Annotated in this window: 18 protein-coding genes; 12 read left to right on the top strand and 6 right to left on the bottom strand. The window is 56.7% G+C overall.

The features are described 5' to 3' along the window. Positions 1–247 precede the first annotated feature (247 nt). Positions 248–949: a hypothetical protein gene (locus KO536_RS16050; protein ID WP_219262422.1), complete on the top strand. Its 702-nt coding sequence runs from the start codon at positions 248–250 to the stop codon at positions 947–949. A gap of 245 nt (positions 950–1,194) precedes the next feature. Here KO536_RS16050 and KO536_RS16045 read toward each other — a convergent pair whose 3' ends face one another. The 3 genes from KO536_RS16045 to KO536_RS16035 form a co-directional block, all read right to left on the bottom strand. Then, entirely contained in the window at positions 1,195–1,584 is a 390-nt protein-coding gene (locus KO536_RS16045; RefSeq protein ID WP_219262421.1) for a hypothetical protein, read from the bottom strand. A gap of 443 nt (positions 1,585–2,027) precedes the next feature. After that, on the bottom strand, positions 2,028–2,966 hold the full coding sequence (locus KO536_RS16040) for a viperin family antiviral radical SAM protein (protein ID WP_219262420.1): 939 nt from the start codon (positions 2,964–2,966) through the stop codon (positions 2,028–2,030). A gap of 20 nt (positions 2,967–2,986) precedes the next feature. Continuing rightward, positions 2,987–4,816, bottom strand: a complete 1,830-nt coding sequence (locus KO536_RS16035) for an SUMF1/EgtB/PvdO family nonheme iron enzyme (protein WP_219262419.1) — start codon at positions 4,814–4,816, stop codon at positions 2,987–2,989. Positions 4,817–5,099: 283 nt separating this feature from the next. On the opposite strand from KO536_RS16035, the gene KO536_RS24340 reads away from it, so the two are divergent. The 11 genes from KO536_RS24340 to KO536_RS15980 all read left to right on the top strand — a co-directional run bounded on the left by KO536_RS24340 (position 5,100) and on the right by KO536_RS15980 (position 18,278). Beyond that, positions 5,100–5,486, top strand: a complete 387-nt coding sequence (locus KO536_RS24340) for a hypothetical protein (RefSeq protein ID WP_257622964.1) — start codon at positions 5,100–5,102, stop codon at positions 5,484–5,486. A gap of 521 nt (positions 5,487–6,007) precedes the next feature. Beyond that, complete coding sequence (locus KO536_RS16025; RefSeq protein ID WP_219262417.1) at positions 6,008–7,264, top strand: integrase domain-containing protein; 1,257 nt, start codon at positions 6,008–6,010, stop codon at positions 7,262–7,264. A 381-nt stretch (positions 7,265–7,645) separates the two neighbouring features. Then, a complete protein-coding gene (locus tag KO536_RS16020) occupies positions 7,646–8,131 on the top strand; it encodes a hypothetical protein (RefSeq protein WP_219262416.1) in 486 nt (161 codons plus the stop codon). After that, the gene (locus tag KO536_RS16015; protein ID WP_219262415.1) at positions 8,132–8,830 is read left to right on the top strand and encodes a class I SAM-dependent methyltransferase; all 699 of its coding nucleotides are present in this window, start codon (positions 8,132–8,134) and stop codon (positions 8,828–8,830) included. Next, positions 8,827–9,705: a TauD/TfdA family dioxygenase gene (locus KO536_RS16010; protein ID WP_219262414.1), complete on the top strand. Its 879-nt coding sequence runs from the start codon at positions 8,827–8,829 to the stop codon at positions 9,703–9,705. The genes KO536_RS16015 and KO536_RS16010 overlap by 4 nt, the downstream gene beginning before the upstream one ends. Continuing rightward, entirely contained in the window at positions 9,693–13,925 is a 4,233-nt protein-coding gene (locus KO536_RS16005) for an ATP-binding cassette domain-containing protein (RefSeq protein ID WP_219262413.1), read from the top strand. Before KO536_RS16010 ends, KO536_RS16005 begins: the two co-directional genes overlap by 13 nt. A 3-nt stretch (positions 13,926–13,928) precedes the next feature. Continuing rightward, complete coding sequence (locus KO536_RS16000; RefSeq protein ID WP_219262412.1) at positions 13,929–14,684, top strand: trans-aconitate 2-methyltransferase; 756 nt, start codon at positions 13,929–13,931, stop codon at positions 14,682–14,684. Then, positions 14,681–15,529 carry a CmcI family methyltransferase gene (locus KO536_RS15995; RefSeq protein ID WP_219262411.1) on the top strand — a complete coding sequence of 283 codons (849 nt, stop codon included), beginning with the start codon at positions 14,681–14,683 and terminating at the stop codon, positions 15,527–15,529. Before KO536_RS16000 ends, KO536_RS15995 begins: the two co-directional genes overlap by 4 nt. A 1,372-nt stretch (positions 15,530–16,901) precedes the next feature. Further along, a complete protein-coding gene (locus KO536_RS15990; RefSeq protein WP_219262454.1) occupies positions 16,902–17,054 on the top strand; it encodes a hypothetical protein in 153 nt (50 codons plus the stop codon). Further along, a complete protein-coding gene (locus KO536_RS15985; protein ID WP_219262410.1) occupies positions 17,041–18,021 on the top strand; it encodes an integrase domain-containing protein in 981 nt (326 codons plus the stop codon). The genes KO536_RS15990 and KO536_RS15985 overlap by 14 nt, the downstream gene beginning before the upstream one ends. Further along, positions 18,018–18,278 carry a hypothetical protein gene (locus KO536_RS15980; protein ID WP_219262409.1) on the top strand — a complete coding sequence of 87 codons (261 nt, stop codon included), beginning with the start codon at positions 18,018–18,020 and terminating at the stop codon, positions 18,276–18,278. Before KO536_RS15985 ends, KO536_RS15980 begins: the two co-directional genes overlap by 4 nt. A gap of 74 nt (positions 18,279–18,352) precedes the next feature. Here KO536_RS15980 and KO536_RS15975 read toward each other — a convergent pair whose 3' ends face one another. The 3 genes from KO536_RS15975 to KO536_RS15965 all read right to left on the bottom strand — a co-directional run bounded on the left by KO536_RS15975 (position 18,353) and on the right by KO536_RS15965 (position 21,706). Beyond that, positions 18,353–18,997, bottom strand: coding sequence for a hypothetical protein (locus KO536_RS15975; protein WP_219262408.1), 645 nt, complete (start codon positions 18,995–18,997; stop codon positions 18,353–18,355). Further along, positions 18,998–19,981, bottom strand: a complete 984-nt coding sequence (locus KO536_RS15970) for an ImmA/IrrE family metallo-endopeptidase (RefSeq protein ID WP_219262407.1) — start codon at positions 19,979–19,981, stop codon at positions 18,998–19,000. Between the two features lie 522 nt (positions 19,982–20,503). Next, positions 20,504–21,706: an NAD(P)/FAD-dependent oxidoreductase gene (locus tag KO536_RS15965; protein WP_219262406.1), complete on the bottom strand. Its 1,203-nt coding sequence runs from the start codon at positions 21,704–21,706 to the stop codon at positions 20,504–20,506. Between the last annotated feature and the right edge of the window lie 194 nt (positions 21,707–21,900).

The raw sequence follows: 21,900 nt of genomic DNA, 5'->3' as shown, positions 1-21,900 counted from the left end.
CACACCAGGTGAGCTCTCAGCTGGTCCGATACTGCCACTTGGATCAATCGATCGAGTCACGGGTATCTCACCCGTAGATCAGCCTACTAACGAGGTAATGTCCCTCGTCGAAACAAAGCAAAAAACCGTAAGAAAGCGACCTATCAAAAAGCCCTCAACGACAGTAGCTGCGATACATGCGAAGGAATTCGCTATGCAGAAGAGAAGTATCTTATCTAACAGTACTCCTCATGTACCCGGATCAAAGATGAGAGCTAAGACTCTCCTTGATCAACCGCTTCCTACTGAGACCAATCTGAAGCAATGGAGAGACACTGATGAGTTTACAAAGCTAGCCGCAGCGGCAACCCCTCTGTACTGGATGGCAACGAGAAGAGGTTGGGAGCTAAAGACCTTTACTCTCATGCTCAGCAAAGGACTCAGCAATCGGATTGACGATGGCGATGCTACTGCGCTGATATACATTCGAGATCAACTGACACGTCTCATTCCGGAAGCGTTAGGTGCTGGCGCGGAGTTTCTGTATGGCCTCGAAAAAGCTCCGGATGTCTTAGCTGATAAGTCCAGCAGGAGACGTTGGCATCTGCATGGTCTGATCATTGGGCCAGCTGGGTTTTCCGCTTCAGGTAAGACATCTCTTCGTAGAGCTTTGCGAGCCATCAAGGGAGAGGCGGACTCCGACCTGATGTTTCAGACACCGGGAGCAAAAATTGAGCAAGATCCGAAGCCGTCAGCCATGCGCTGGTGCTTCTATGCTGTCAAAAATGGTTTGTCAGTACAGATCAATCCAGCATTGGCTGGCGCTTATGACCTACCACCCGGCAAGCAGACCTTTATCTCCGCTGTGTTGAAGCGTGAGGCACAGCGATGGTATCGCGGCAAAATCAACGGACTGACGCTACCTAGACTCATTCAAGAGGCTCCAGCAGGGCTCTACGAGCTCGCCTGAGCCACATCGGCCCAGCAGTTTTCGATGTTGCTCAGAGCCCGGAGATAATCGCAGATGCTAGTGAGGAGATGCTTGCCAAGTGAGGCAATGCGTTCAACAAGGTGGATAACGGTCGCGGAGACCGAACTGGATCGATGCACACTCTGCTGACGAATACCTGAGGATCAATCGCTCCAACGCCTGCGACTCACTGCAGGCGCCCATGGGGTATCTCCGCAGGCAGGTAGCCAACGGTTCCTCATCAGCTACTTCAGGACGAAACTGTCCAAGGCTCTCATATCTCTTTTTGCGTCGGAGATCTGTCTTTCACAAACTCTTTTTTGCATGTCCAAATCTTCAGTTGTGGGAGAAGGTATTCCCTTGATACCGAGCCGACTGATGGTCTCACCCTGTGCATCTACACGCCGGAGCAGAGCGCGAGTTTTCACTGGATCCGTACCGGGATAAACACTCAACGCATCTTTAAGGCTTTCCATATATGCATCGCGCATATCGTGCCGGTCGCATTCGATCAGGCCTCCCAAATTTTGCCCTGACCGCTCAACAATATTCGATACCTCTTCTTTGTCCTTCTTAGAAGGTCCTGCTGCCGCGATCAACGGAACCAACAACACCGCACACACAAACCTTTTCATGGCATATCCTTTTGTGCAGCCTCATTTGAGGCTTGGGGTAACGAGCAGTGACACTTTGAACTAGGGCTTACGCATCGCGTTGCAAAATACCCCTGCTTACGCTGGTAACTTTTTGCCATCAACTGGCAACAACCTTCGTTGTCATGATGCAGTTTGTGGAGGCTAGAGGGGACACCTCAGCACGACGTGCTCTAACTACTAGCAAGTCACCGTGCCAAATACTAGGTTTCTGGCGCGGTGCAGCCATAACGAACCAGACGGTTGACCGCATGTGTGAAGTTATCAAATGAACGGCGATCGCTAGGGGGTGCAGGGCACGCTGACAAAACCACTTCCAAAGGGTGGGCGAATTCGACCATGACAACGTCCGGCCTGGTATGACCAGCCATCAGCAAAAAGATTTTTGATGAGTAGATTTATTTCCTTGGATGAGCTGTATTTCCTCATGGTCGCTCTGCCACCATTGTGCTCCGATACCTCGAAACATATGTGCCTACTGAAAAGCGCCACTCGTTGAACGCACGCTCCGCCCCAATTGCATCAATAGAGCGGCTGTAGTGGTAACCCTGCTGGCCGCTTGTGTTCTGAAAGAAGCGCCCCAACGGATCAATCATGATGTACGACTCACTCATGTCGCCGTTGTCCTCGACGCACATCACCTCTCGAAGTGCGTCATGGCGAGCGACGAAGGCGAGAAAGTCTTCGGAGGAAACGGCCAGGTCATGGGTCACCACCTGCAACATGCGCAGCACCTTCCACCGATGTGGTGCAAGCGCATGAATAATCGGTGACATGTCCTCTTGGTGGTTCAGCGCATTGACCACTGTATTGACCTTCAATCGCAGAGCCGGATTCTGGGACTTTGCGCGCACCAGCATTTCCGGGAGCGAGTCCACGTCCAGCAAAGAACCACGGCTGTCGACGCGGCCAATGCCGGTGTTCTTGGTAGAATTCGCTGAATCCAGACTCAATCCGAGCATGGAAACGAGCGGTGCGAGTCGGTCAATCAGATCGTCAGTGAGCCGGCTTCCATTAGTAATAATGGAGGCCGTCATCCCCCTGCTCCTCGCGTAATCCAGCACGCGAAGCGAGGCATCTTGATACAGCAGCGGCTCTCCACCGGCCAAGTTCAAACGGATGCCAGACCACGACATGTGCTGGCGGAGTGGATTGGAAACGTTCTCTGTATGAAAAAAGGCCTGTAGCTCATCCAACAAATTGCGGACACGGCCCGAGTCATGCAGCAGCTCCCTGCCAGCACCATCCCATTTTGCGTAGCAATAGCGGCACTTATAATTACAGGCCTCCGTAATGTGCCAGTTGATGACCAATTCAGATACGTGAGGGCGTACGCCACCCTCTCCTTGCTGGAGATGCGTCATTTATTCAGCTCCTTGAGAGGTTAGGCGTCGAGATTCGCGACGTAGCAAAGCCGAAATCCGACTTTACCCTTGTAGCTCATCGTCATGCGTACCGGACACAAATCACGCTCAATCGTGCCACCTGCCACGGAGCTATCTGTTGCTACGCAAGCTGTCGGCGCGACCCCGCCTTGAGCCCCAGATAACCACTCACTAAAGCCCGGCACGGAGAGAAACTTAGCCCCACTGTCACTCGATACCCACTTAAGGTTGGGACCAAATGGAGTAGAACCATCAGAGCGAAAGATCGAATTTGAATCTTTCAAGGGATAAGTGATTGGCCACCCAAGCTTGTCCCAGACAAGAGGATCCGTGAGCGACTTACCATTTACAAATGCCCATTTGGGTGGAGCAATTTCACGCCACTCCTCGATGGTCATCAGTCGAACAGGAAGCCCTGTCCGCCGCTCATAGTCACGGCAATACGCGACAGCATCCAGCCACGTTACGCTGACTGGAAGATCAGCGGAGTCCATGTTGATAGCGCCCAAATCGTCGATTTCCTTCGAACTTGTTTTGAGCGCCTTCTCTTGCCTGGCCTGCCCCCAGTTAGACCGAGTACAGAAATCGAAAAAATCAGCAATCGATACGAGGGGTGACACCATCAAGCAGCTCTCAGCGAACCGATGCGGGATAAATTCATCGGATGCGGCTCCGGTTTCAGTGCGTGGAAACCGGTATCCCTGGCTCGCAATAAGTTCGCGCTGAATCAGCTTCGCATAACCAGGCCAATTGGCCGCCGTCCCCCCTTCGGCGTAATGACGCGATTCTGCATCGTGCTCCAGCTTTTCTCCCCATGTGCCGGTTGCGAAATACAAATGCCCATCCAGCTTGCTTTGGTCCATCGCCTTGGGCACCTCGTCCTTCTTGAAGAACGGGTAAAGCGGGTTGGAGGAAAATTCCTTGTCGCGCTGATCACGAATGACCCAGTCAAAAGTGCCGTTAGCACCCTTCAGGAAGATGAGATTGGAATTTCCAGGAACAGGCAGCACATCCACCCAACCATCATCAGAACCTTCAATCTCTTTACGGAACAGCTGCAACAGCTGCAGCTCAAACGCCAGATCCTCCTCGGACATGTTGTAACTCCGCATCACCGGGTCACCTACTGCAGGCTCTATGAGGTTACTGCCCATCATGTTGTACATGCCGCCGATAAACTCGCTTACCGCGCTGAGCATCAACATTCGACCAGTCATATCGAGGTAGGCAGGCCCATTACCGCCCCTCATGTGCTCGGCACGCAAAAGAATCTCGTCCGCATGCTCTTCACAGAAAGCGTATCGATCCTGATCCGTCCAAAACGTACGACCTGCTACATAATTGAGATCAAGACGGCCGTATCCACTCGGAGCAAACAATAAAGAGCCGACACCTGTAAAAATCCGCTTGGGCAACGGCAGACCAGAATTGAAAAGGCGATCGGCAACCTGTCGCGCCGTCAGAGCACCAGCCAGTCCTGGCGAATACGACCACTTTATGAGATCGGTCGGCACCGACATGCCGTTCTCGGACAGAAGGTCGGCAATCTTCTGCTGCTCGACCTCGCGCCAGTCGCAGTAAGACTCGGCTCCTAGGGCACGAGCCAGAGAGTCCTGAAGCGCAACTGACTTCGTAGTGCGCTCGACTTGCTTTGAGATAGGACGAGACCGGCGTTTACGCAGCTCGGCTACGGCACGACAAATATGATCGTGATGAAGACCTTCGAGTCGCATAGACCAGAAGCGATCAGAACCCCCTTCATCGGTGTTCGGCTTCTCAGTCAGGACATAGACGTCACGCGATGCGTGCAACAGGTCAGAAGTATTCATAGCTCTCTCCAATAAAGCCACGGCGACAGATCACCGTGCTGCCTCAGGCAACAGGTTATGGTCAGCAAGGGATTTGGAGAGAGAGGGGAAGCCCCTTTGAGCCGATCAACTGAGGAGGCAACTTCTCAGCCGTGGTTGCTCAGGCACCACACGCACTTAACGATAGCAAGATCATAATATCGAATATGGCCTGAGTACAAGACCTCGATTGCTGGCGATTCAATTCCAATAAATCTCCGCCTCACATTACTGCAATGACATCACCACCAAGAAGGTCCGTCCCATGTCATTACAGTGTCCCCGCTGTCATTCCCCAAAAGTTGCTTCTTTCCATCACACCATGACAATCGGCGCGGCCATTGGCACCGCAGGTGGTGCTGCACGCGGCATAAGCGCTGCCCTAGCAGGTAGTCGGGCCAGGGCGCCTGTTGGTGCTTTCGCTGGACCTGCAGGTATCGCGCATGGCTCTGTGTCAGGTGCCAGCCTCAGCGGCCTGGCCGGCGGTGTTGGCGGCTGCGCGCTCGGCGCACAGCTGGGCGATACGCTCGACCGCCACGTCCTGTCTCACCACCTCTGCCTGCTCTGCCTGCTCTGCCTGCTCTGCCTGCTCTGCCTGCTCTGCGGTCACCGTTTCAACCTGCCTACATCCAAGCAACCACCTAACTTCTGACTTCCACCGTACTTTGGAGGCAGCAGACAAACCAGCGGTATGAGTTAGAGAGTGATGAAACTTGCATTGCAAGGGCTGAGGGTGGCATTGATTCGACGCCAGCAATAAAGCACATGGATCATTCGATAGCGGCATCCATTTGGACGCGGGTTCAACTCCCTACTTAGCAAAACGCTTGCTGTTCTACAGGCTCGCTGTGTAAGGTTGGGGGAGAAACGCAAACTTGCTCCACCTGGGTGTGACATCGCGGATAATGGTGAACAGCTAATCATCTTTTAAATCAGTTGGTTAGCATGAGTAACGAGGAAGGGTACCTATCCCCCCGGCTCCACCACTTCATCATCTAAAGACGTCCACGGACGTCTTTTTTTGTGCCTTAAATCCAGCAAAATCAAGGGTTTAAGGGCTACTGGGCTCCGCAGAGGGTTTTTGAGTTCCAGCCGTTTGGGTATTCCAAACGGTATTCCAGCCCATCCGGTGCTAATCTTTGGAATACCAAATCAGTGCTTGAGGAAAATCTCATGCCTGCTCAAACCCTCCGCCTCTCTGATCGACAGCTCAAGGGAGTCAAACCCGCGTCCAAGGATTACGTCCTCACCGACGGAGACGGTTTGCAGCTCCGTGTACGCAGCAACGGTTCGTTGCTGTGGAATTTCAACTACCGCGAACCGGTGACCAAAAAGCGCATCAACATCGGCTTCGGGACCTACCCCGAACTGTCACTGGCGAACGCCCGAAAGATGGCAGTCGAAGCGCGCGAACTGCTCGCCCAGGGCATCGATCCGAAGGTGCAGCGCGATACGCTGAATGAAGCCAAGCGCGCAGAAACGGAACACACTTTCGAGAACGTGGCCACCGCCTGGTTCGAGCTCAAGAAAGACTCGGTCACTCCGGCCTACGCCGAGGACATTTGGCGATCGCTCACCCTGCACGTATTTCCAGACCTGAAAACAACGCCGCTCTCGAAAATTACCGCACCGATGGTCATCGAACTGCTTCGCCCAATCGAAGCCAAAGGCAGTCTCGAGACAGTGAAGCGACTGAGCCAACGGCTTAACGAGATCATGACCTACGGGGTAAACTCCGGGCTGATTTTCTCTAATCCCCTCAGTGGTATTCGAGCGGTATTCAAGAAGCCCAAGAAAGAGAACATGGCCGCGCTACGACCAGACGAGCTTTCCGAGCTCATGATCGAAATCGCGAACGCCAGCATCAAGCGGATCACCCGCTGCCTGATCGAATGGCAACTGCACACCATGACCCGTCCTGCCGAAGCGGCTACCACCCGATGGGCAGACATCGACTTCGACAAACGCATCTGGACCATCCCGCCGGAGCGCATGAAAAAGCGGCGTCCGCATACCATCCCGCTGACCGAACAGGCACTCGCGTTACTGGAGGCGCTCAAGCCCCACAGTGGTCACAGGGAATACGTGTTCCCGGCAGATAGAAATCCGCGCACCCACGCCAATAGCCAGACCGCCAACATGGCGTTGAAACGCATGGGCTTCCAGGACCGCTTGGTCAGCCACGGCATGCGCTCCATGGCCAGCACCATCCTGAACGAGCATGGGTGGGGTCCGGAGCTGATCGAAGTCGCGCTGGCGCATGTCGACAAGGACGAAGTCCGAAGCGCTTACAACCGAGCGGACTACATCGAACGCCGGCGTCCGATGATGGCTTGGTGGAGTGAGCACATCCAGAAAGCGGCCACTGGCAACCTGTCGGCATCTGCGATCAATCAAACCAGGGACCACAACGTCGTGCCGATACGGTGAGCGCTCACCGGACGCCGCTGGTAACCGAGAATGACTCCCCAGATGGAGTGATGGTTGATTTGGCGACAGCGGCGACACCGGCGACACCGGCGACAACCCACGTAATACCTGGCCTGCAGCATGGCGACAGAAGTGGCGACTGTCGCCGTTGCAAGCCTCTCTCTTGGGGCCTTTTCGACTAAGTCCATGCGGGCGGGAAGGCTCCGCATTCCCACTCGCATGGGCTCTGCGTTATGGCATCTCACTTGACCACCTAATTGCATTACCCACAGGACGTTCACGTCTCGCAGCCGGCGAGCACGCCCCACCGCTTCCCTAGTAGCCACTTGATACTATAATCTTAGGATCCTATTTTCCGCCAACGGCTATTCAGGAACCTGTATGCAACAGAACGCTATCTGCCGCCCCCTCACGTTCGAGGAGTCGCACCAACTTCTCCAGTCGGATGAACAAATGCTGGCCGCGCTGGACAAGGTCGCCCAGCTGGATTTCTCCATGCTGGGGCGCAAGCTGATGGAGGAGCGCGGCTGGACTCGTGAATACTGCGATGACGTCGAAGGCCTGTACCGCAAGTTTCTGGCGCTCAATGTGCGCTACCCAGGTAAGAAAATCTGCCCGTCAGGCCCTATCGATGACTTCTGGCACGCGCACATTCTCGACACACATGCCTACTTTGCGAACTGTGAGTTCCTGTTCGGTGAATATCTTCACCACTTCCCGTACTTCGGCATGCGGGGTAAAGAGGACCGGGCAAATCTAGAAGCCGCTTTCGAAGAATCGCTGAACCTGTTCGTGCTGCACTTTGGCGTGGATCCCACCGCAGGCGATACTGAGGCGCGAAGCTGCAAACCGCAGCGGTGCCCTTGAGTGTCGGAGGTCATCCGCACCCACTTCTTCGATCATGAAGAAGACCGGCAGTTGGAAGCACGCAACATCCATTTCTGGCGTGCGCTCGCCGGCCATGTACAGGCTGATCGAAGCATACCGTCTGACGCCACAGTGCTCGACATCGGCTGTCACCGTGGCGGCCTTCTCGAGTTGCTGCACGAGCGGTTTAGATCGGCAAGACTTCTGGGCATTGAGCCGCTCGTGAGTGCACGACGGGTAGCTGAGCGGCGTCTGGCGCGATTTACAGCGCATACCCAGCTGTTTGGCGCAGAGGGTTGGTCGAGCATTCCAGATGCCGGGGTGGATCTGATCGTGGGCCATGAAGTACTGCAGTACATCAGCGACCTGTCGCTACTGATGGCCAACATACGCCGCGCCATCAGACCTGGCGGTTTCGTGTACCTCGCCCTGGGCTGTCACACGGAGAACCCTCTATGGGCCACTTGGAAGCATGAACTGGAAGCACTGGGTCACGGTGTGCATGACCACTCCCCTTTGGAAATAATGGCGGCGGGAGCACGCGCCGGACTGGCGCCATCAGTACGCCCTTTGAGGGACACAGGCTGGGTCTACCACGACCCCAGCGTCTTGGGGTCATTCTCCTATCCCTCGGTCGGCGCGCTGCTTGAACACCAATTTCGCCACAAGTTGCTTTTTCGATTCGAGTGCTGCGCATGAGCCTTCCAGAACTGACCCTGTCCACAAGCGTGAACGACGCTCTGTTGGCCGTGACCGTGCGTGAGACGCTCGAATCGCTGGAAACGCGCGCACTCGACCCGTCACTTCGACGTCTACTCGCCGGAGAACTGTCATCCCCCGAATGGCAAGCCTTTCTTATCGAGCTTTCACACGCTTGGAACCGCTTTGATCATGCAGTGATACGCGGCACTCCCGCCTTGAGCGACGAGCGCATCGCCCTGCTGCTAGCACTGGCGCTGAATGCTGGGTTCAAGCCCTACCGCGGCAACAAGATCGTCAAGCACTTCAAGATGTCGCCCTGGACCACCGAACTATCTCAAACCCTGCGCGACGGGCACTTTCATACCGACCTGAACACTGCGAGCGAACCTCCACGCATCACCTTGATCCATTGCCGAGTTCCCGACCCTACCCCGGGCTATGGCGTTCTGCGCGTCGCCCGGATTCGTGACCTGCTTGCCGAACTTCGCCGACGCGGTGCAGACAAGGCCCTAAGATTTCTTCTGCGCGATTCCGTCGCCATAGTAGATGATCGAGCGCAAGGATCCTGGTCAGGTACCATGGCCAGCGAGTCGGCCATTCGCTTTCACCCCGAAACCTTGAAGGCGGCGCAACGGCGAGGGGCGAGCTTTATTGACCCACTCGAAGAACAACTGGATACGATCCATGAGGCGGCGCTGGCGGTGTCCCATCCCATTGAGCTTGGCATGGGAGACACCTTGTTGGTATCGAACGTCCGTGCGCTCCACTATCGTGGCGAATGCACAGTTCAGTACCTGGACTTCCCTCGGCACTTCCAGGCTCGGCAGATACACGTACTTCACTTGGTCGATGAACCTTCATGGCCAAAATGAAAAAAGAGACCATCGATGTCATAGGTGCGGACGCTAACAACCTACGTGATCTCGACATCAGCTTCCCTGTCGGGGAGCTATCGATGGTCGTAGGGGTCTCAGGATCGGGGAAGACCTCCCTGCTCCTGAACATCCTCGCGCGCCAAGGGGGCAAGCGTTTGAAGTCCTTCTTGGGGGTCAGCCAGGATCACCTTGACCCACCCATGAGCCTGGCATTCGTCGGCCGAATGCCGCCTACCCTGCATATTGGCCAGCGTGCCTTCCGAGCCTCCTCACGCACGACGGTTGGAACCTCGAGCAGCCTCCTCCCCCTGCTTCGGCGCATCTTCATCAAATGGTCCAGCCCCGTTTCCGAACGTAGCGGTGTCTCCGTTCCGCGTCCTGGGATTGGTAGCTATGCCGCGTGGTTGCTGCAGCATCAGCAAGGCCCGTTCGATATCTGGGCAATCCCCATTTCATTCGAGGCCAGCGACGGGATGGCCATGGCGGAGCGTCTGCGCGTCTTGGGTTTTTCCAGTGTCATCGTGCGCAGCGAGACCGACTCACCCAAGGAGTGGGAAAAAGGCCGCCCCCTCAAGCTGGATAGGTTCAAACCACTTGCCGCGCGCACCCGGCACATTGTGGAGACCCAGGTTGCAAGTGTAGAACTCAACTCAGGAAAGACCACGGCACAACAATTGGAGCAGCTACTGGCACTCGCCTTCGAAGCTGGCGAAGGGCGCGTTCTGATCGACTCTCCTATGGGCGTTGTGCTGGACTCCCGCTACCATTGGGTTACGCCAGAAGACCCCTGCCGCTACCGACCCGCGAGCGAGCACCTTCTCTCGTTCAACGCTCCGGAACACGAGGCCACGGGTGCCTGCCCAACCTGTCGCGGGCTCGGCGAAAGTACCGTTCTAAATCTGGACGCTCTGGTAGTGCATCCTGACCGCTCCCTTCACCAAGGTGCCTTCTCGCTCTGGACAGAGAAGAACTACAAGTACGTCAACATTCAACATGAGACGATCGAAGGGCTGCGAGGCCTCTGCGGCTTCGATCCCGATCGCTCCTGGTCGGAGCTCGACACGCAGGCTCGCCGCCTGATCATCGAAGGAGCAGGTGAAACGCTGGTTGCCGACCGAGATTTGAGCAACGGGCGCAAGACAAGTACACCACGCCGTTTCGATGGGTTTCAATCGGCGATCATCGAACGGGTGAACAAGCGTGGCGTATCAGCCGAACGACTGGCCCACCTGGTGAACAATGGCGCGTGCCCCGACTGCCTTGGTAGCCGCTGGTCCGTCCAGGCGCGTGCCTTGCGCCTCGCTGGTTACTCGATCGATCACCTTCTGGCACTGCCGTTCGAAGCACTGTCCTCGCTCTGCAGCCCAGGGTCCGATTTTTCCAGAAAGCTGCCTGAGCAGGCAGTGCCGTATCTGAAACAGCTGCACCGGCTGACCAGAAGTTTTGTCGGCGCAGGCCTTGGCCACCTCAGCGGCGCCCGCGGGATGCTGGAAATCAGCGAGGGAGAATCACGCCGCCTGCGCTTAGCAGCGGCCCTGGACGGCCACCATTCGGGCCTTTGCCTGTTGCTGGACGAGCCAGCGCGTGGTTTGCACGATGAGGACGTCGACCGGTTGGCCGCAACGTTGGCCGAATTGCGTGGAACCCACAGTCTGATCATCAACGATCATCGTCGGCGATTGGCAGCCGCAGCCAGCTTCTTCGTCGAGATCGGTCCCGGCGCTGGCCCCGAAGGTGGTCGTGTCACCTATTCAGGGAAGGTCCCGGAACGCTGGTGGTCGCCGGATGCCCGACTTGAGCGCAGCACAGTTCCTGTCCAGGCGCAGACGCCAAGGCTTCGGTTAAAGGACATCCACATTCACAATGTGTCGGGCGTCGATGTGGCCATTCCACTAGGTCACCTGGTCAGTGTGGTGGGTGTTTCGGGATCCGGGAAATCCAGTTTCGTGCTCGGAGCACTCGTACCTGCGCTCGCAGGCGCGTTCCAAACCGCGCCCGACGCCCTGGAAGTGGATGTTCGCCGTGGACGCTGGGCATCGCTGTCGGGTACCGAACACCTCAACGGGTTCGTTGCATTGGGCCAGCGAACGCCAATACCAAACAGGCGAAGCACTGTCGCGACCTTCCTGGGGCTCGCTGAACAGCTGCGAAATCACTTCGCCAGGCTACCGGCCTCTGCCGCCGCCGGCCTCGAAGCCAGCGATTTCGGACTCAACGCTGGACAAGGCCGCTGCGATCAGTGCCTAGGCATCGGGGAAATAGAAGAAGCTGGCCATTGGGTCGTCTGCCCGAGCTGCGCTGGAAGCCGATACGGATCGACCGTACTGACCGTTCTCGACGAAGGGCACGACATCGCGCAGGTACTCGATCGCTCGATCACCTCGCTGAGCAGCGCGCCCTTCCCTGCTTTCGACCAGCAACTGCCGCTTCTGGACACCCTGGATGAAATGGGGGTCGGGCATCTGTCTCTAGGCAGACGACTCGATACCCTCAGCGGCGGCGAGCTCCAGCGCCTTCGCATTGCCCGAGAGCTGAGTGAGCACGCCTCGCAAAGGTTGATGTTCATTCTCGATGAACCCGCAGCGGGCCTACATCGTGACGACGTCGCGCGCCTGCTCAGAACGCTTGATCGAATGGTCAGACATGGCCACACCGTCCTGCTGGTCGAACACAATCTCGAACTCGTCGCGGCAACCGACTGGATCATCGAATTCGGCCCGGGCTGTGGTCCGCTGGGAGGCCAACTGATCGCCGAAGGCCCTCCGAGCCACGTGTGCGAACAGGATACCCCTAGCGGTCGAATGCTCCGGGCAACGTCGAAACCGGGCGAGAATACCGAGCACCTGGAACGCTATCGACACCACATTCCCTCCAGCCTACCCGAGGCCAGCAGTGCGCTGCGCTGGTTGAGAAGGCTGCTCGGTCACGACCTGCCGCCGCTGGAGCAGGAACTCGAGCATGAAGGCGGGCAACCGGCAGTCGTGCTAGACGCGCACAATCTGAAAGATCTTCGCCTGCTTGAGTTTGGAGCGCTCGACCATGAGCTGGCCCTGCTCATGCTCGAAGGCGAGAACGCTCAGGAGGCCAATGTCATCGCTCTGGTGGATGTCTGGGAAACCGCTGCTGATGCCGAACTGACGATTTGCCCCCTGCTCCAGGCTATCCACACATGGGGCACACAGGTTCCCGCGAGCGTCGTCAGGGACCTGCGTAGACGGCTGCGAGTGCAGGGGCTACGATGGGCAGAGCACGACATTGCATCCCGCGTCCGCGCTTTCGATGGCCCTCTTGCCTGCGACGCTGCCAGTGATCGCAGTGCACGAACGCGTGCGGTGAAGCTGGCGCTGCTGCTCGGTGGTGGCTACGTCGAGCTGGTCAGAGGCCAGGAAGTGATAGCGACCTGCAGCGAACGAGCGATGGATCTCGATCACTCCCTGATTGGTCCCCGCGTGATATCTGCCTACGATTTCGATCGACACACCGCGCGCGGGCAGTGTCCATGCTGCCTGGGTCGCGGGCAGGTCGTCAGTTACGATCCGGGCTTGTTGATCAACGACGAGACGAAAGCCGTGGAGCAGAACGGCTTCCTGCATCCGGAGGCGCTGAATGTGCTCAAAGGCGTACACCGTAATGCATTGGCGCCTTTCTTCAAACGCCTGGTCAAGGAGCAACGATGGCCGGCCGAGCGCCCCATCGAGCGACTTTCGGCCCAGGAGCGCAACGTGCTCCTCCATGGCTTCTGGGTCCCCTCCGGGGCGGGTACCTTTCTGCGCACCCCTACAAGCAATCCGAAAGAAGTCGCGAGCTGGTTGCGCTGGGACGGATTGTTCGCGCATATGCGTGACAATCTTTCGCGCGGCTCCCGCCCCTGGCGCGACAGCGTATTGGCGTCCCGGCTCATGATCCGCTGCCCCCAATGTGACGGATCAGGCTTGCGCCAGCACGTCCTCTTGTTCAAACTCGCCGGTCGCAGCTACGCGGACTGGGTGAAAACAGGGACCGTTACCGAGCTCTGTCAGGCTTTGAAGCATCTGCCCTCCCCCAATGCACGCATTAGACACCGGCAGGCTCGCCTACTCGAGGTCCTCACCCCCCTCGACAACGAGCGTTTCGGCGCCACTAGGCTGTGCAGCCTGGCGGCAGAAGGCCCCCACACCCTCCTATGGCCTGCTGTCGCGCAAGCCTTTACCAGCATGCCGGTACTCACTAAGGAGTGATCTATGAGCGAAGATCGGACCTACAAGCTCTACGGGGAGTTTGGGGATCGCTACGACCTCCATACGCCACCACACCACTACGCCGATGATCATGACTTCGTGATCAAGCGGGCGCGTGGCCTGAAGGAACAAGCACGACTGCTCGACCTCGGCTGCGGGACCGGCATACTGCTCGAAAAAGCGCTGCAAGCCGACCTGGATCCGGTGGGTATTGATTCGGCGCCGCACATGCTGAAACTGGCGCAAGCACGCGTCGGCACGGAGCGCGCGCAACTGAGGCGTATGCAGGAGCTGGACCTCGATCAGCGCTTCGATTGCATCGTGTCACTTTCCTGGTCGCTCAATTATAGCCAGGACGTTGCCGAACTCCGGGATATTCTCCTGCGCTGCCATCACTTGCTACGCCCAGGTGGCGGCTTGATCCTGCAAGTCGCCCATGCCCCCAACGCCCAACCAGAGAAACCGCCGTTCACCGTCGACCGAGAGCCGGGGCCTGGCGGGCCGGACGATATAATACTGAGCTACTGCTTCTGGTCGGACGGTGCCGAAACGATGCTCGCCGACTACCGATTCGAGTGCCTCTCTACCGCAGAGCGCTTTGAGGAGCGCCATGAACTGAACGTGGCAAACGTGCATCTGTTCACGTCACTTCTGAGCGACCTCGACTTCATCGAAGTCGAGGTACTCGACAGCTGGCGGGGCGAGCCCTTCGATCGTGGCATCAGCCCCTTTGTCACTGCTCGACGCAAGCCTCGATGATCGGCCCGATGCTGCGACTGAGCCGATTCATCGTCTTCGTAGACTACGCCGACTTCGTCGAGGTACAGCACGCGGCGCGTGGGGCACGGTACCGTATTGATCGTGCGACCTACGAAGAGCTGCTTGGCTATGCCAGGTTTCGCTCCGCGTCGCTTGCCGTTGCGCAATGGGTCGAGCGCGGTGTACTGGTCGCACCATTCACTGACACGCTTCTGCCGGAAGGTGCTATCCCGGGCTCGGAAACCGCCTTGGCGGCGGATTATCACCGCTGGTATTGGAGACACGAGATCGAAAGCGAGCGGGATTATCGTTGGTTCGGCGAAGTCGTACTAAAGATGCCTAGCGACCTGTTCTACCTCCAGGAGCTCCTCACTGGCATGCACGTTCAACGCGTGCTCGAACTCGGCAAGGGGCGTGGCGGTGGTGCCTGGTTTCTCTCTAGCATCCTGCAGATGCAGGGACGGGGCCTAGTGGTGTCGCTGGACATTGATCCCTTAGCATCCGCCATCGATGGGTCCCGCTGGACTGAAGTCGAACAACATGATTGCGTTGGCGATGCAATGAACCGAGAAACCATCGACCGGGTGCGCGGAATTTGCTCTACATTCGAGTTGATCGTCATCGACTTGGGTGGAGACCCGCAACGAAATTTGCGTGCGTTGCGGCTCTGGGCTGATCTGCTAGCCGACGGCGGGACTGTAGTGATCGAAGATCTGTGGGGCAGCGATGACATAGGCGCGATACGCGAGCTTGACCGTTTCCTGCTGGATAACCGGCAATTTTCATTATGTCCTTTGGCCCTGCGGCATCCGCTGTTGAAAGGTATCGGGTTGAGAAAAGCCTGACGCGACGGTGTGCCTTACCTTACGCCGATCCACACCTCGGCGAACGCCCGCTCAAGCAATGGCTGTGGAGCAAAGTTGCGTGGACTCGATGGTTGAAACCATGGACGACGGATGGGATCGCTGATTGGTATCAACGAGCGGAGGAACACGCTCATTGCGCAAATTCCTAGACACTGCGGTCCATGGAGTCGCCATACTCTGCTGAAGTCGTTAGTTCGGTAACACAGCGTAACTGTCAGCTATTGGCCGATTGTGTTGAAAAATTCGGCCATGGCTTGGGCATCAGAAAAGTACGCATCTGTGATTGAAATTTGTGTTTTGCGCAGAAGGTCCAGGGCTCAGATTTGACGTAGCAGCATGCAAAAAAGGCGTTTTCACTACTCAATGCATAGCTAGCCAACCCGGGTCGACTTTTTCAACACAATCGGCCGTTCTCCAGCGGTCGTCACTACAGCGTGTGCTGGTCAAGCCGATTGCAAACGGTTGAACAGCACGAATGCAATTGACTGGTCAGTGACAATGCAAATGGGCGGTCAAGTCCATGCAATTACGCAGGCTCACATTAAAACCCGACGAACGACCACCCGACTATGGAAAACCACCGGACTCCAAGGTCTTCCAGCACTACCGATTGGCGCAACAGTCGCCCCAAAAATGCTGTTGACCGCGAGCAGAACGAGCGCTAAACCAGAACCGTACCAGCGCTGTCCTCGACAGCACCCAGGTAGCCAGAACCTTTGAGGCTACGCCACATTGTGGTGGTTCACCCCCAAGTGCGATTAGCGTCCGGCGGCTCGCACGGTCACAGCGATGTGATGGATGCCTACTTCTCAACTTTGCCCACTGCGGCAACTCAGGCCTTCTCCTGGCTGCTCTGCAGCAACTTATCCGCTTGGCCATTTCTTGCGCCAACCTGTTGCCCGTCTCTTTGCCTCCTAAAGAGACGGGCGCCTATCACACTGCTGCAGCCCTGCTCGCACGGGCCTTTGCGGCTTTCCCCCTCGTGACAATCGGCGTGACAAACACCGAATGCTCACTCGCCACAGCGATGCCGATGACGGTGCCGCAGCCCAAGGAATGGACTGCACCTGACTGACAGTCAGGCATGCCCCGGTCATCACCTCACTGCCTTCACCTGACTCAGGATCTCGCGGCGCTGGTCTCGTCAGCCAGTGCAGCCTCCACCCGCCCACTTCTTCGGAGGTGTTCAGGAGGCCAGATCATGAGATGCCCAAGCTCTCGGTCGTAAGGAGCCGCCAGTCCCGCGTGAGTGGACAAACCTCACAGGTCGCAGGGGCCTTGATCCCTGGCAACACTCAACAACCGTGGCGGGATGAGTGAGGACGAAGTCGACAATTTCAGGAGAATAGCGATGCAACTGTGCGAAGCGTTCGAGCCACCACAACCATTGCTGGAATACCAGCAGGCGCCACTGCCGTACCCGGACAAGCTCAGCCCTCACTGGAAAGCCCTGCTGCTCTTTCTGCAAACAAACGAAATCGGTGATGACGATGACCTTGATTAGTCGGCGTGATGGTCGCAACTTTGGCTATGGTCGCCAGCTGAGCTATGCCGGCTCACAAGCGCTAAAGGATTTGTTTGCCGGCGGCCACTTCGCCACGGTCAAAGCGCATAGCGATCGCTGGCAAGCGTTCGTGCGTTGGTGTCGGTCCGAGGACGGCCCCGGTTACAACGATGCGCGCCAGATCGATAGACAGACGCTACAAGACTACGCCGCGTATCTGCGCCAGCAGATCCAGCAAGGTGAACTCTGCATCGCCACCGCGCAGAACCGCCTGAGCAGCGTCAACCGCACCCTCGCTGCGCTGCGCGGTGATCAGGACGTGAGGATCGCCAGCCCGAGTCAGGCGTTAGGACAGAAGCGCTCGAGCGTACGCACCCGCGCGCCGGATGGCCAAGACCACCAACAGGTGCAGCGAGTACTCGAGGCGCTTGGTGAACAGCACCACGAGCGGGTGGCCGCGATTGTCCTGTTGGCCCGAGCAACCGGCATGCGCCTGCGCGAAGCAATCCTGGCTGACCTGCCACGCTTGCACCGCGAAGCCGAACATTTAGGCCGCATCAACATCCAGGACGGCACCAAAGGCGGCCGTTCAGGGGCATCAGCGCCGCGCTGGGTCGTGGCCAATGAAGCGGTGAAAGCGGCGCTGCAGTTTGCTCGTCATGCATCGCCGCCCCGCAGCCGCAACTTGCTGGCCCGAGAAGAAAGCTACGCCGTGTTCCTGCAACAGACCGTTCTCCCCGCTCGCGAAACGCTGCATGAACACGGACTGAAGGGTTTCCATGAACTGCGAGCGGCCTACGCCTGCGAACGTTACGAGCAGCTCACTGGCCACGCCGCACCGGTCAATGGTGGCCACTGCTATCGCATTGATCGTGAACTGGATCGACAGGCGCGCCAACAGATCAGCCTTGAACTCGGGCATAACCGGATCGATGTGGTGTCGGCCTACATTGGTGGCCGATCATGAGCAAACCGTTTGATATGGCTTTGTTCCTGAGCGGCGTACTGACCGGCTCGAAGATCACGCAGCAACGCCACCTACGCCAAGCCCGAATCATGCAAGCGGCCATTCAACAGCGATGGCAACGCGATAATCCCTGGACCTGGCAGCTCAAGCATGTGCGCTGGTTTCTCACTCAGCACCTGAGGGACCGTTCCGAGGCTACCCGATATTACTATCGGCTCACTGCTCTACTGATCTGGAAGCGGACGGGAAAAACCTAAGGAAACAAGGACGAGTCGAACATGGACATCTATGACTTGAGCTTGCCAATTGTGAATCCAGCCACTGAGTCAGATCAGGGCCTAATAAAGTAGGCGACGTCCTGCATGTAATAGTTGAGTGCCTCACGTGTAGCAGCCTCATTCCGCTCATTACCAAAAGCGACCCGTAGCACCTGAGCAAACCTATCTTGTCTGGTAGTAGTAGCATGACCGCGCCCAATTTTATTGGTGACATGAGCATGGCCATACAGCGATATCGCCTTGAGCAGGAGCGACTCTAAACACTCTACTCGCTGAAACAATGAGGGGAGCGCGAGCGTACACTCAGATGCAAGCAGCGATTTTAGAGAACGCTTATCACCCGTAGTGAGTGTGTAATGCTGATGATTGCGGTGCAGGCTATCAGCGTGCATGAACAGCTCAAGCTCTCCGTCGTCCACGCCGTCAATACGCGTTAACGCCTCAAGAAGATCAATGTTCTCTTCTGAAGCGCCGAGCCTCTGACAAGAACCCACCAACCCGGCAAGACGATCAAAGGCCGTATGGTTTCCCAGACGTTTGTCGTAGCATTTCTGAGGATCGTTCAAATAGAGGGAATACGGTGCAGCACCAACGACAAAACACTCATTGAGTCCGCACTGAAATACGGATAGCGCCTCGTCAACGAGGTCACACTGAGCGAGCATGATAAGAATGTCGTTGTCGGCGAGCAGAATCATTTATGCGATAAGATTCCGCAGCAAGTGCTCAGCATCGGGTGCAAGGCCTGGAGAAAGATTGTGAAAAACCTTCCCAGTAATCACCGACTGATCCTCAATTCCACCACCGAGGATATTCGCCGCACCGACGTAAAGCCCATAATACTTTTTGTCGTTATGGGCGCAGCTCATGACCAAATGGGTAGGGTCAATTTTCCGCTGCTCACCAGTTCTTCGCGCAAGATCAGCCAAAGGCTGGGCTTTCATCTTTTGCTGCAGCGTCAGCCTACTATCGGGATTGCCAGTTAACAATTCCAAAGCGAAACGGTCCGCAGCCGTCTCGTCAGCAGATTTCGATCGGGTAGCCTGATCCTCGAAATCGTCATCTACGATAGCGCTATTTTCACTCAAATGGCCTAATGCGATATGCCCCAGCTCATGTGCCAAGTGAAAAAGCAGGAAACCATTTTTCCGCACATTTGACAGGACGATTGAAGGCCGGCTATTAACAGACATGGCAATACCGTCCATTTTTTTCTTAGCCAGCAATGGCGATGCCAGATGCAGCACAGGTATTCCATGCAACCAGCATGCATCAATGATCTCGGACAAGCCGACCCACTTAGCTCCAGTGCTCAGAATATAGTCTCTGATGGCAGAAGCACTTGCTGGCGGCGCTTGATATTCCCTATTCAGGGCGGATATCGCGATCCGCGACGCGCTCCGGGCCAAAGCAACAGCTAACGACACGTCGTCTTCTGAGGTTTTAGCCGAAAGCTTAAATCGCTTCTCGCCGGGCACATCAAATTCGACGCGCGGAGGGCTCTCGCTGAACGCGCGTATCTGCAAGCTCAGGGCCTTCGCAAGATAGATTTTCGCACGCTGAGCGCCACCGGGAGTGGCTTCGACTTCCTCGGACCACCACTCGGGAAGGATCCTCGCAATCTTCTGCTTCGATAGCCCGTGAGCGCTTAAGGCGGAGTAGAGACTCTGAATATTGGTCATGGTCACTCCTCCTATGAGCGGACTACTGGCGGGATAGATCGGTACCTAGTTAGACGGGAAAAGCCAACGAAGGTCACCGATTCTCGACGGAATGATAGCATTTCCTGCAGTTATCCACAGGGGTACTAGCCAATTCGATAGCAAAAAGACACGTACCTTAACAGACCAAGCCCCCCGGCTAGTGCACGTTGAGAGTTATCGTTGACGCCGAATCGACACCCTGCCGGGGCGAACCTGGCCCACCACCAATCAGCAGAATCCAGCACAGGCCATCGTCCGATGGAGAGTCTAATAGGGTGAGCGATATATCAGCAGGGAAGTCTGTTATGCACTTTTTCAGCTGAATGGCATTCCAATCGGTATTCCAACCAAAATAATAAATAAAATTAATCAATCATATCAATAAGATACAACACCAATTCAACTTACCCCGGCCCACCAAATCCACAAAAAAAGACGTCCAAGGACGTCTTTTTTTGTGCCTGAAATTCAGCAAAACCCGGGCTCTACACCCAGGCCACCTCAGGCAATCGGAATCAATGGATCCGCCGCCGCCCACGCCGCGTCACGGTTTGCGGCTGGCGGGTAGATCCACACGGTGTTGATCTGGGTCTTCAGCGATTTGCCTTCCTCCCGGGTCAGCTTGACCTGGCGATCCCAGCCTTCGGTGTAGACCGCACCCCAGCCTCCCAGGTCCAGGCACGTGACGTACTTGGGCTGGCTGTACGCAATCGGTGCCACGCCCAGGATCTGGGCCGCAACGTTGTTGCCTGCATGACGCCCCAAAACAATGGCGTGCTGACATGTCATCAGTGCATGGTTGCCCAGGTCATCGGTTGCGGCGTAGGCAACATCACCGGTGGCAAAGATGTCTTTCTGGCCAATGACTTTAAGGTGGGCATCCACATGCAGACGCCCAAGGGAATCACGCTCTCCCGGGATCTGCGCTGTCAGCGAGCAAGCCCGCACACCCGTGGTCCAGACCACGGTCTTCGCGTCGATTCGCTGGCCATCTCCAAGGGTCACGCCCTGTTCATCAACGGCCACCACCGACGATTTCAAGCGCCATGTCACTCCCAGTTCATCGCTGGCTTGTGCAATCGACTGGCTGATTTCAGCCCCCATTGACGCCCCGACTTTTTCACCACGGTCCACGATGATCACTTCAACGTCGGCGTGATCACCCAGTATGGCCCGCAGACGAGCTGGCATTTCGGTCGCTGTTTCAATGCCGGTAAAACCGCCACCCGCCACGACCACTGTGTTGCGGCCACGGCTTTCTGGAAGGTCTGCCAGTGACTTGAGGTGATTTTCCAGGCGCACGGCTTGCTCGATCTGGTCCACATCGAAAGCGTATTGCGCCACGCCTTGGGTGTCGGGGATCGCAAGCCGGCTGCCGGTGGCCAGAACAAGTTTGTCGTAGCTGAGTACTTGTTTCGTACCGGCGGCATCGATGTAACCGACCGTTTTTTGCTGGGCGTCGATGGTCTCTGCCGCACCCTTGATGAACGTTACACCTACTGCATCGAACAATTCGCCAATCGGTGCGAACAGCTGGTGCGCGTCCGGCTCGTAAAAACGCGGGCGTATGCGCAGCTCGGCCTGAGGGGCCAATACGGTCACTTCAACCTCGTCGTGGCCATGAATGTCGAACAACCGCGTTGCACTCAAAGCGGTCCACATGCCACCGAAGCCTGCGCCAATAATCAGAATCTGCTGTTTCATTTTTTATCCCCTGATGAGAAGCCCGAGCAAAGCAACCCCGAATGACGATCACCACCGAACCTCAATAACGGCGACTATATTAGTCGTAGTTACAGAGAGCAATCTTTATTTGTGGCCCATGACCCTGCTGTCACGCTCAAGTAGCGTTGCTCGCCTGACTGATCGCTGCTAAAATATGCGACTAATTCAGTCGG

This window comes from Pseudomonas sp. NKUCC02_KPG (assembly GCF_019345465.1).
Classification (GTDB): Bacteria; Pseudomonadota; Gammaproteobacteria; order Pseudomonadales; family Pseudomonadaceae; genus Aquipseudomonas.
This window is presented reverse-complemented; position numbering and strand designations above follow the sequence as displayed.

What these genes read in the sequence shown, in the direction of transcription:
- KO536_RS24340 (WP_257622964.1), top strand. Translation starts at nt 5,100, where the DNA reads ATGTCATTACAGTGTCCCCGCTGTCATTCCCCAAAAGTTGCTTCTTTC.
- KO536_RS15965 (WP_219262406.1), bottom strand. Translation starts at nt 21,706, where the DNA reads ATGAAACAGCAGATTCTGATTATTGGCGCAGGCTTCGGTGGCATGTGG.
- KO536_RS16035 (WP_219262419.1), bottom strand. Translation starts at nt 4,816, where the DNA reads ATGAATACTTCTGACCTGTTGCACGCATCGCGTGACGTCTATGTCCTG.
- KO536_RS16010 (WP_219262414.1), top strand. Translation starts at nt 8,827, where the DNA reads ATGAGCCTTCCAGAACTGACCCTGTCCACAAGCGTGAACGACGCTCTG.
- KO536_RS16025 (WP_219262417.1), top strand. Translation starts at nt 6,008, where the DNA reads ATGCCTGCTCAAACCCTCCGCCTCTCTGATCGACAGCTCAAGGGAGTC.
- KO536_RS16005 (WP_219262413.1), top strand. Translation starts at nt 9,693, where the DNA reads ATGGCCAAAATGAAAAAAGAGACCATCGATGTCATAGGTGCGGACGCT.
- KO536_RS16050 (WP_219262422.1), top strand. Translation starts at nt 248, where the DNA reads ATGAGAGCTAAGACTCTCCTTGATCAACCGCTTCCTACTGAGACCAAT.
- KO536_RS15995 (WP_219262411.1), top strand. Translation starts at nt 14,681, where the DNA reads ATGATCGGCCCGATGCTGCGACTGAGCCGATTCATCGTCTTCGTAGAC.
- KO536_RS15990 (WP_219262454.1), top strand. Translation starts at nt 16,902, where the DNA reads ATGCAACTGTGCGAAGCGTTCGAGCCACCACAACCATTGCTGGAATAC.
- KO536_RS15975 (WP_219262408.1), bottom strand. Translation starts at nt 18,997, where the DNA reads ATGATTCTGCTCGCCGACAACGACATTCTTATCATGCTCGCTCAGTGT.
- KO536_RS16020 (WP_219262416.1), top strand. Translation starts at nt 7,646, where the DNA reads ATGCAACAGAACGCTATCTGCCGCCCCCTCACGTTCGAGGAGTCGCAC.
- KO536_RS16000 (WP_219262412.1), top strand. Translation starts at nt 13,929, where the DNA reads ATGAGCGAAGATCGGACCTACAAGCTCTACGGGGAGTTTGGGGATCGC.
- KO536_RS15970 (WP_219262407.1), bottom strand. Translation starts at nt 19,981, where the DNA reads ATGACCAATATTCAGAGTCTCTACTCCGCCTTAAGCGCTCACGGGCTA.
- KO536_RS16045 (WP_219262421.1), bottom strand. Translation starts at nt 1,584, where the DNA reads ATGAAAAGGTTTGTGTGTGCGGTGTTGTTGGTTCCGTTGATCGCGGCA.
- KO536_RS16040 (WP_219262420.1), bottom strand. Translation starts at nt 2,966, where the DNA reads ATGACGCATCTCCAGCAAGGAGAGGGTGGCGTACGCCCTCACGTATCT.
- KO536_RS15985 (WP_219262410.1), top strand. Translation starts at nt 17,041, where the DNA reads ATGACCTTGATTAGTCGGCGTGATGGTCGCAACTTTGGCTATGGTCGC.
- KO536_RS15980 (WP_219262409.1), top strand. Translation starts at nt 18,018, where the DNA reads ATGAGCAAACCGTTTGATATGGCTTTGTTCCTGAGCGGCGTACTGACC.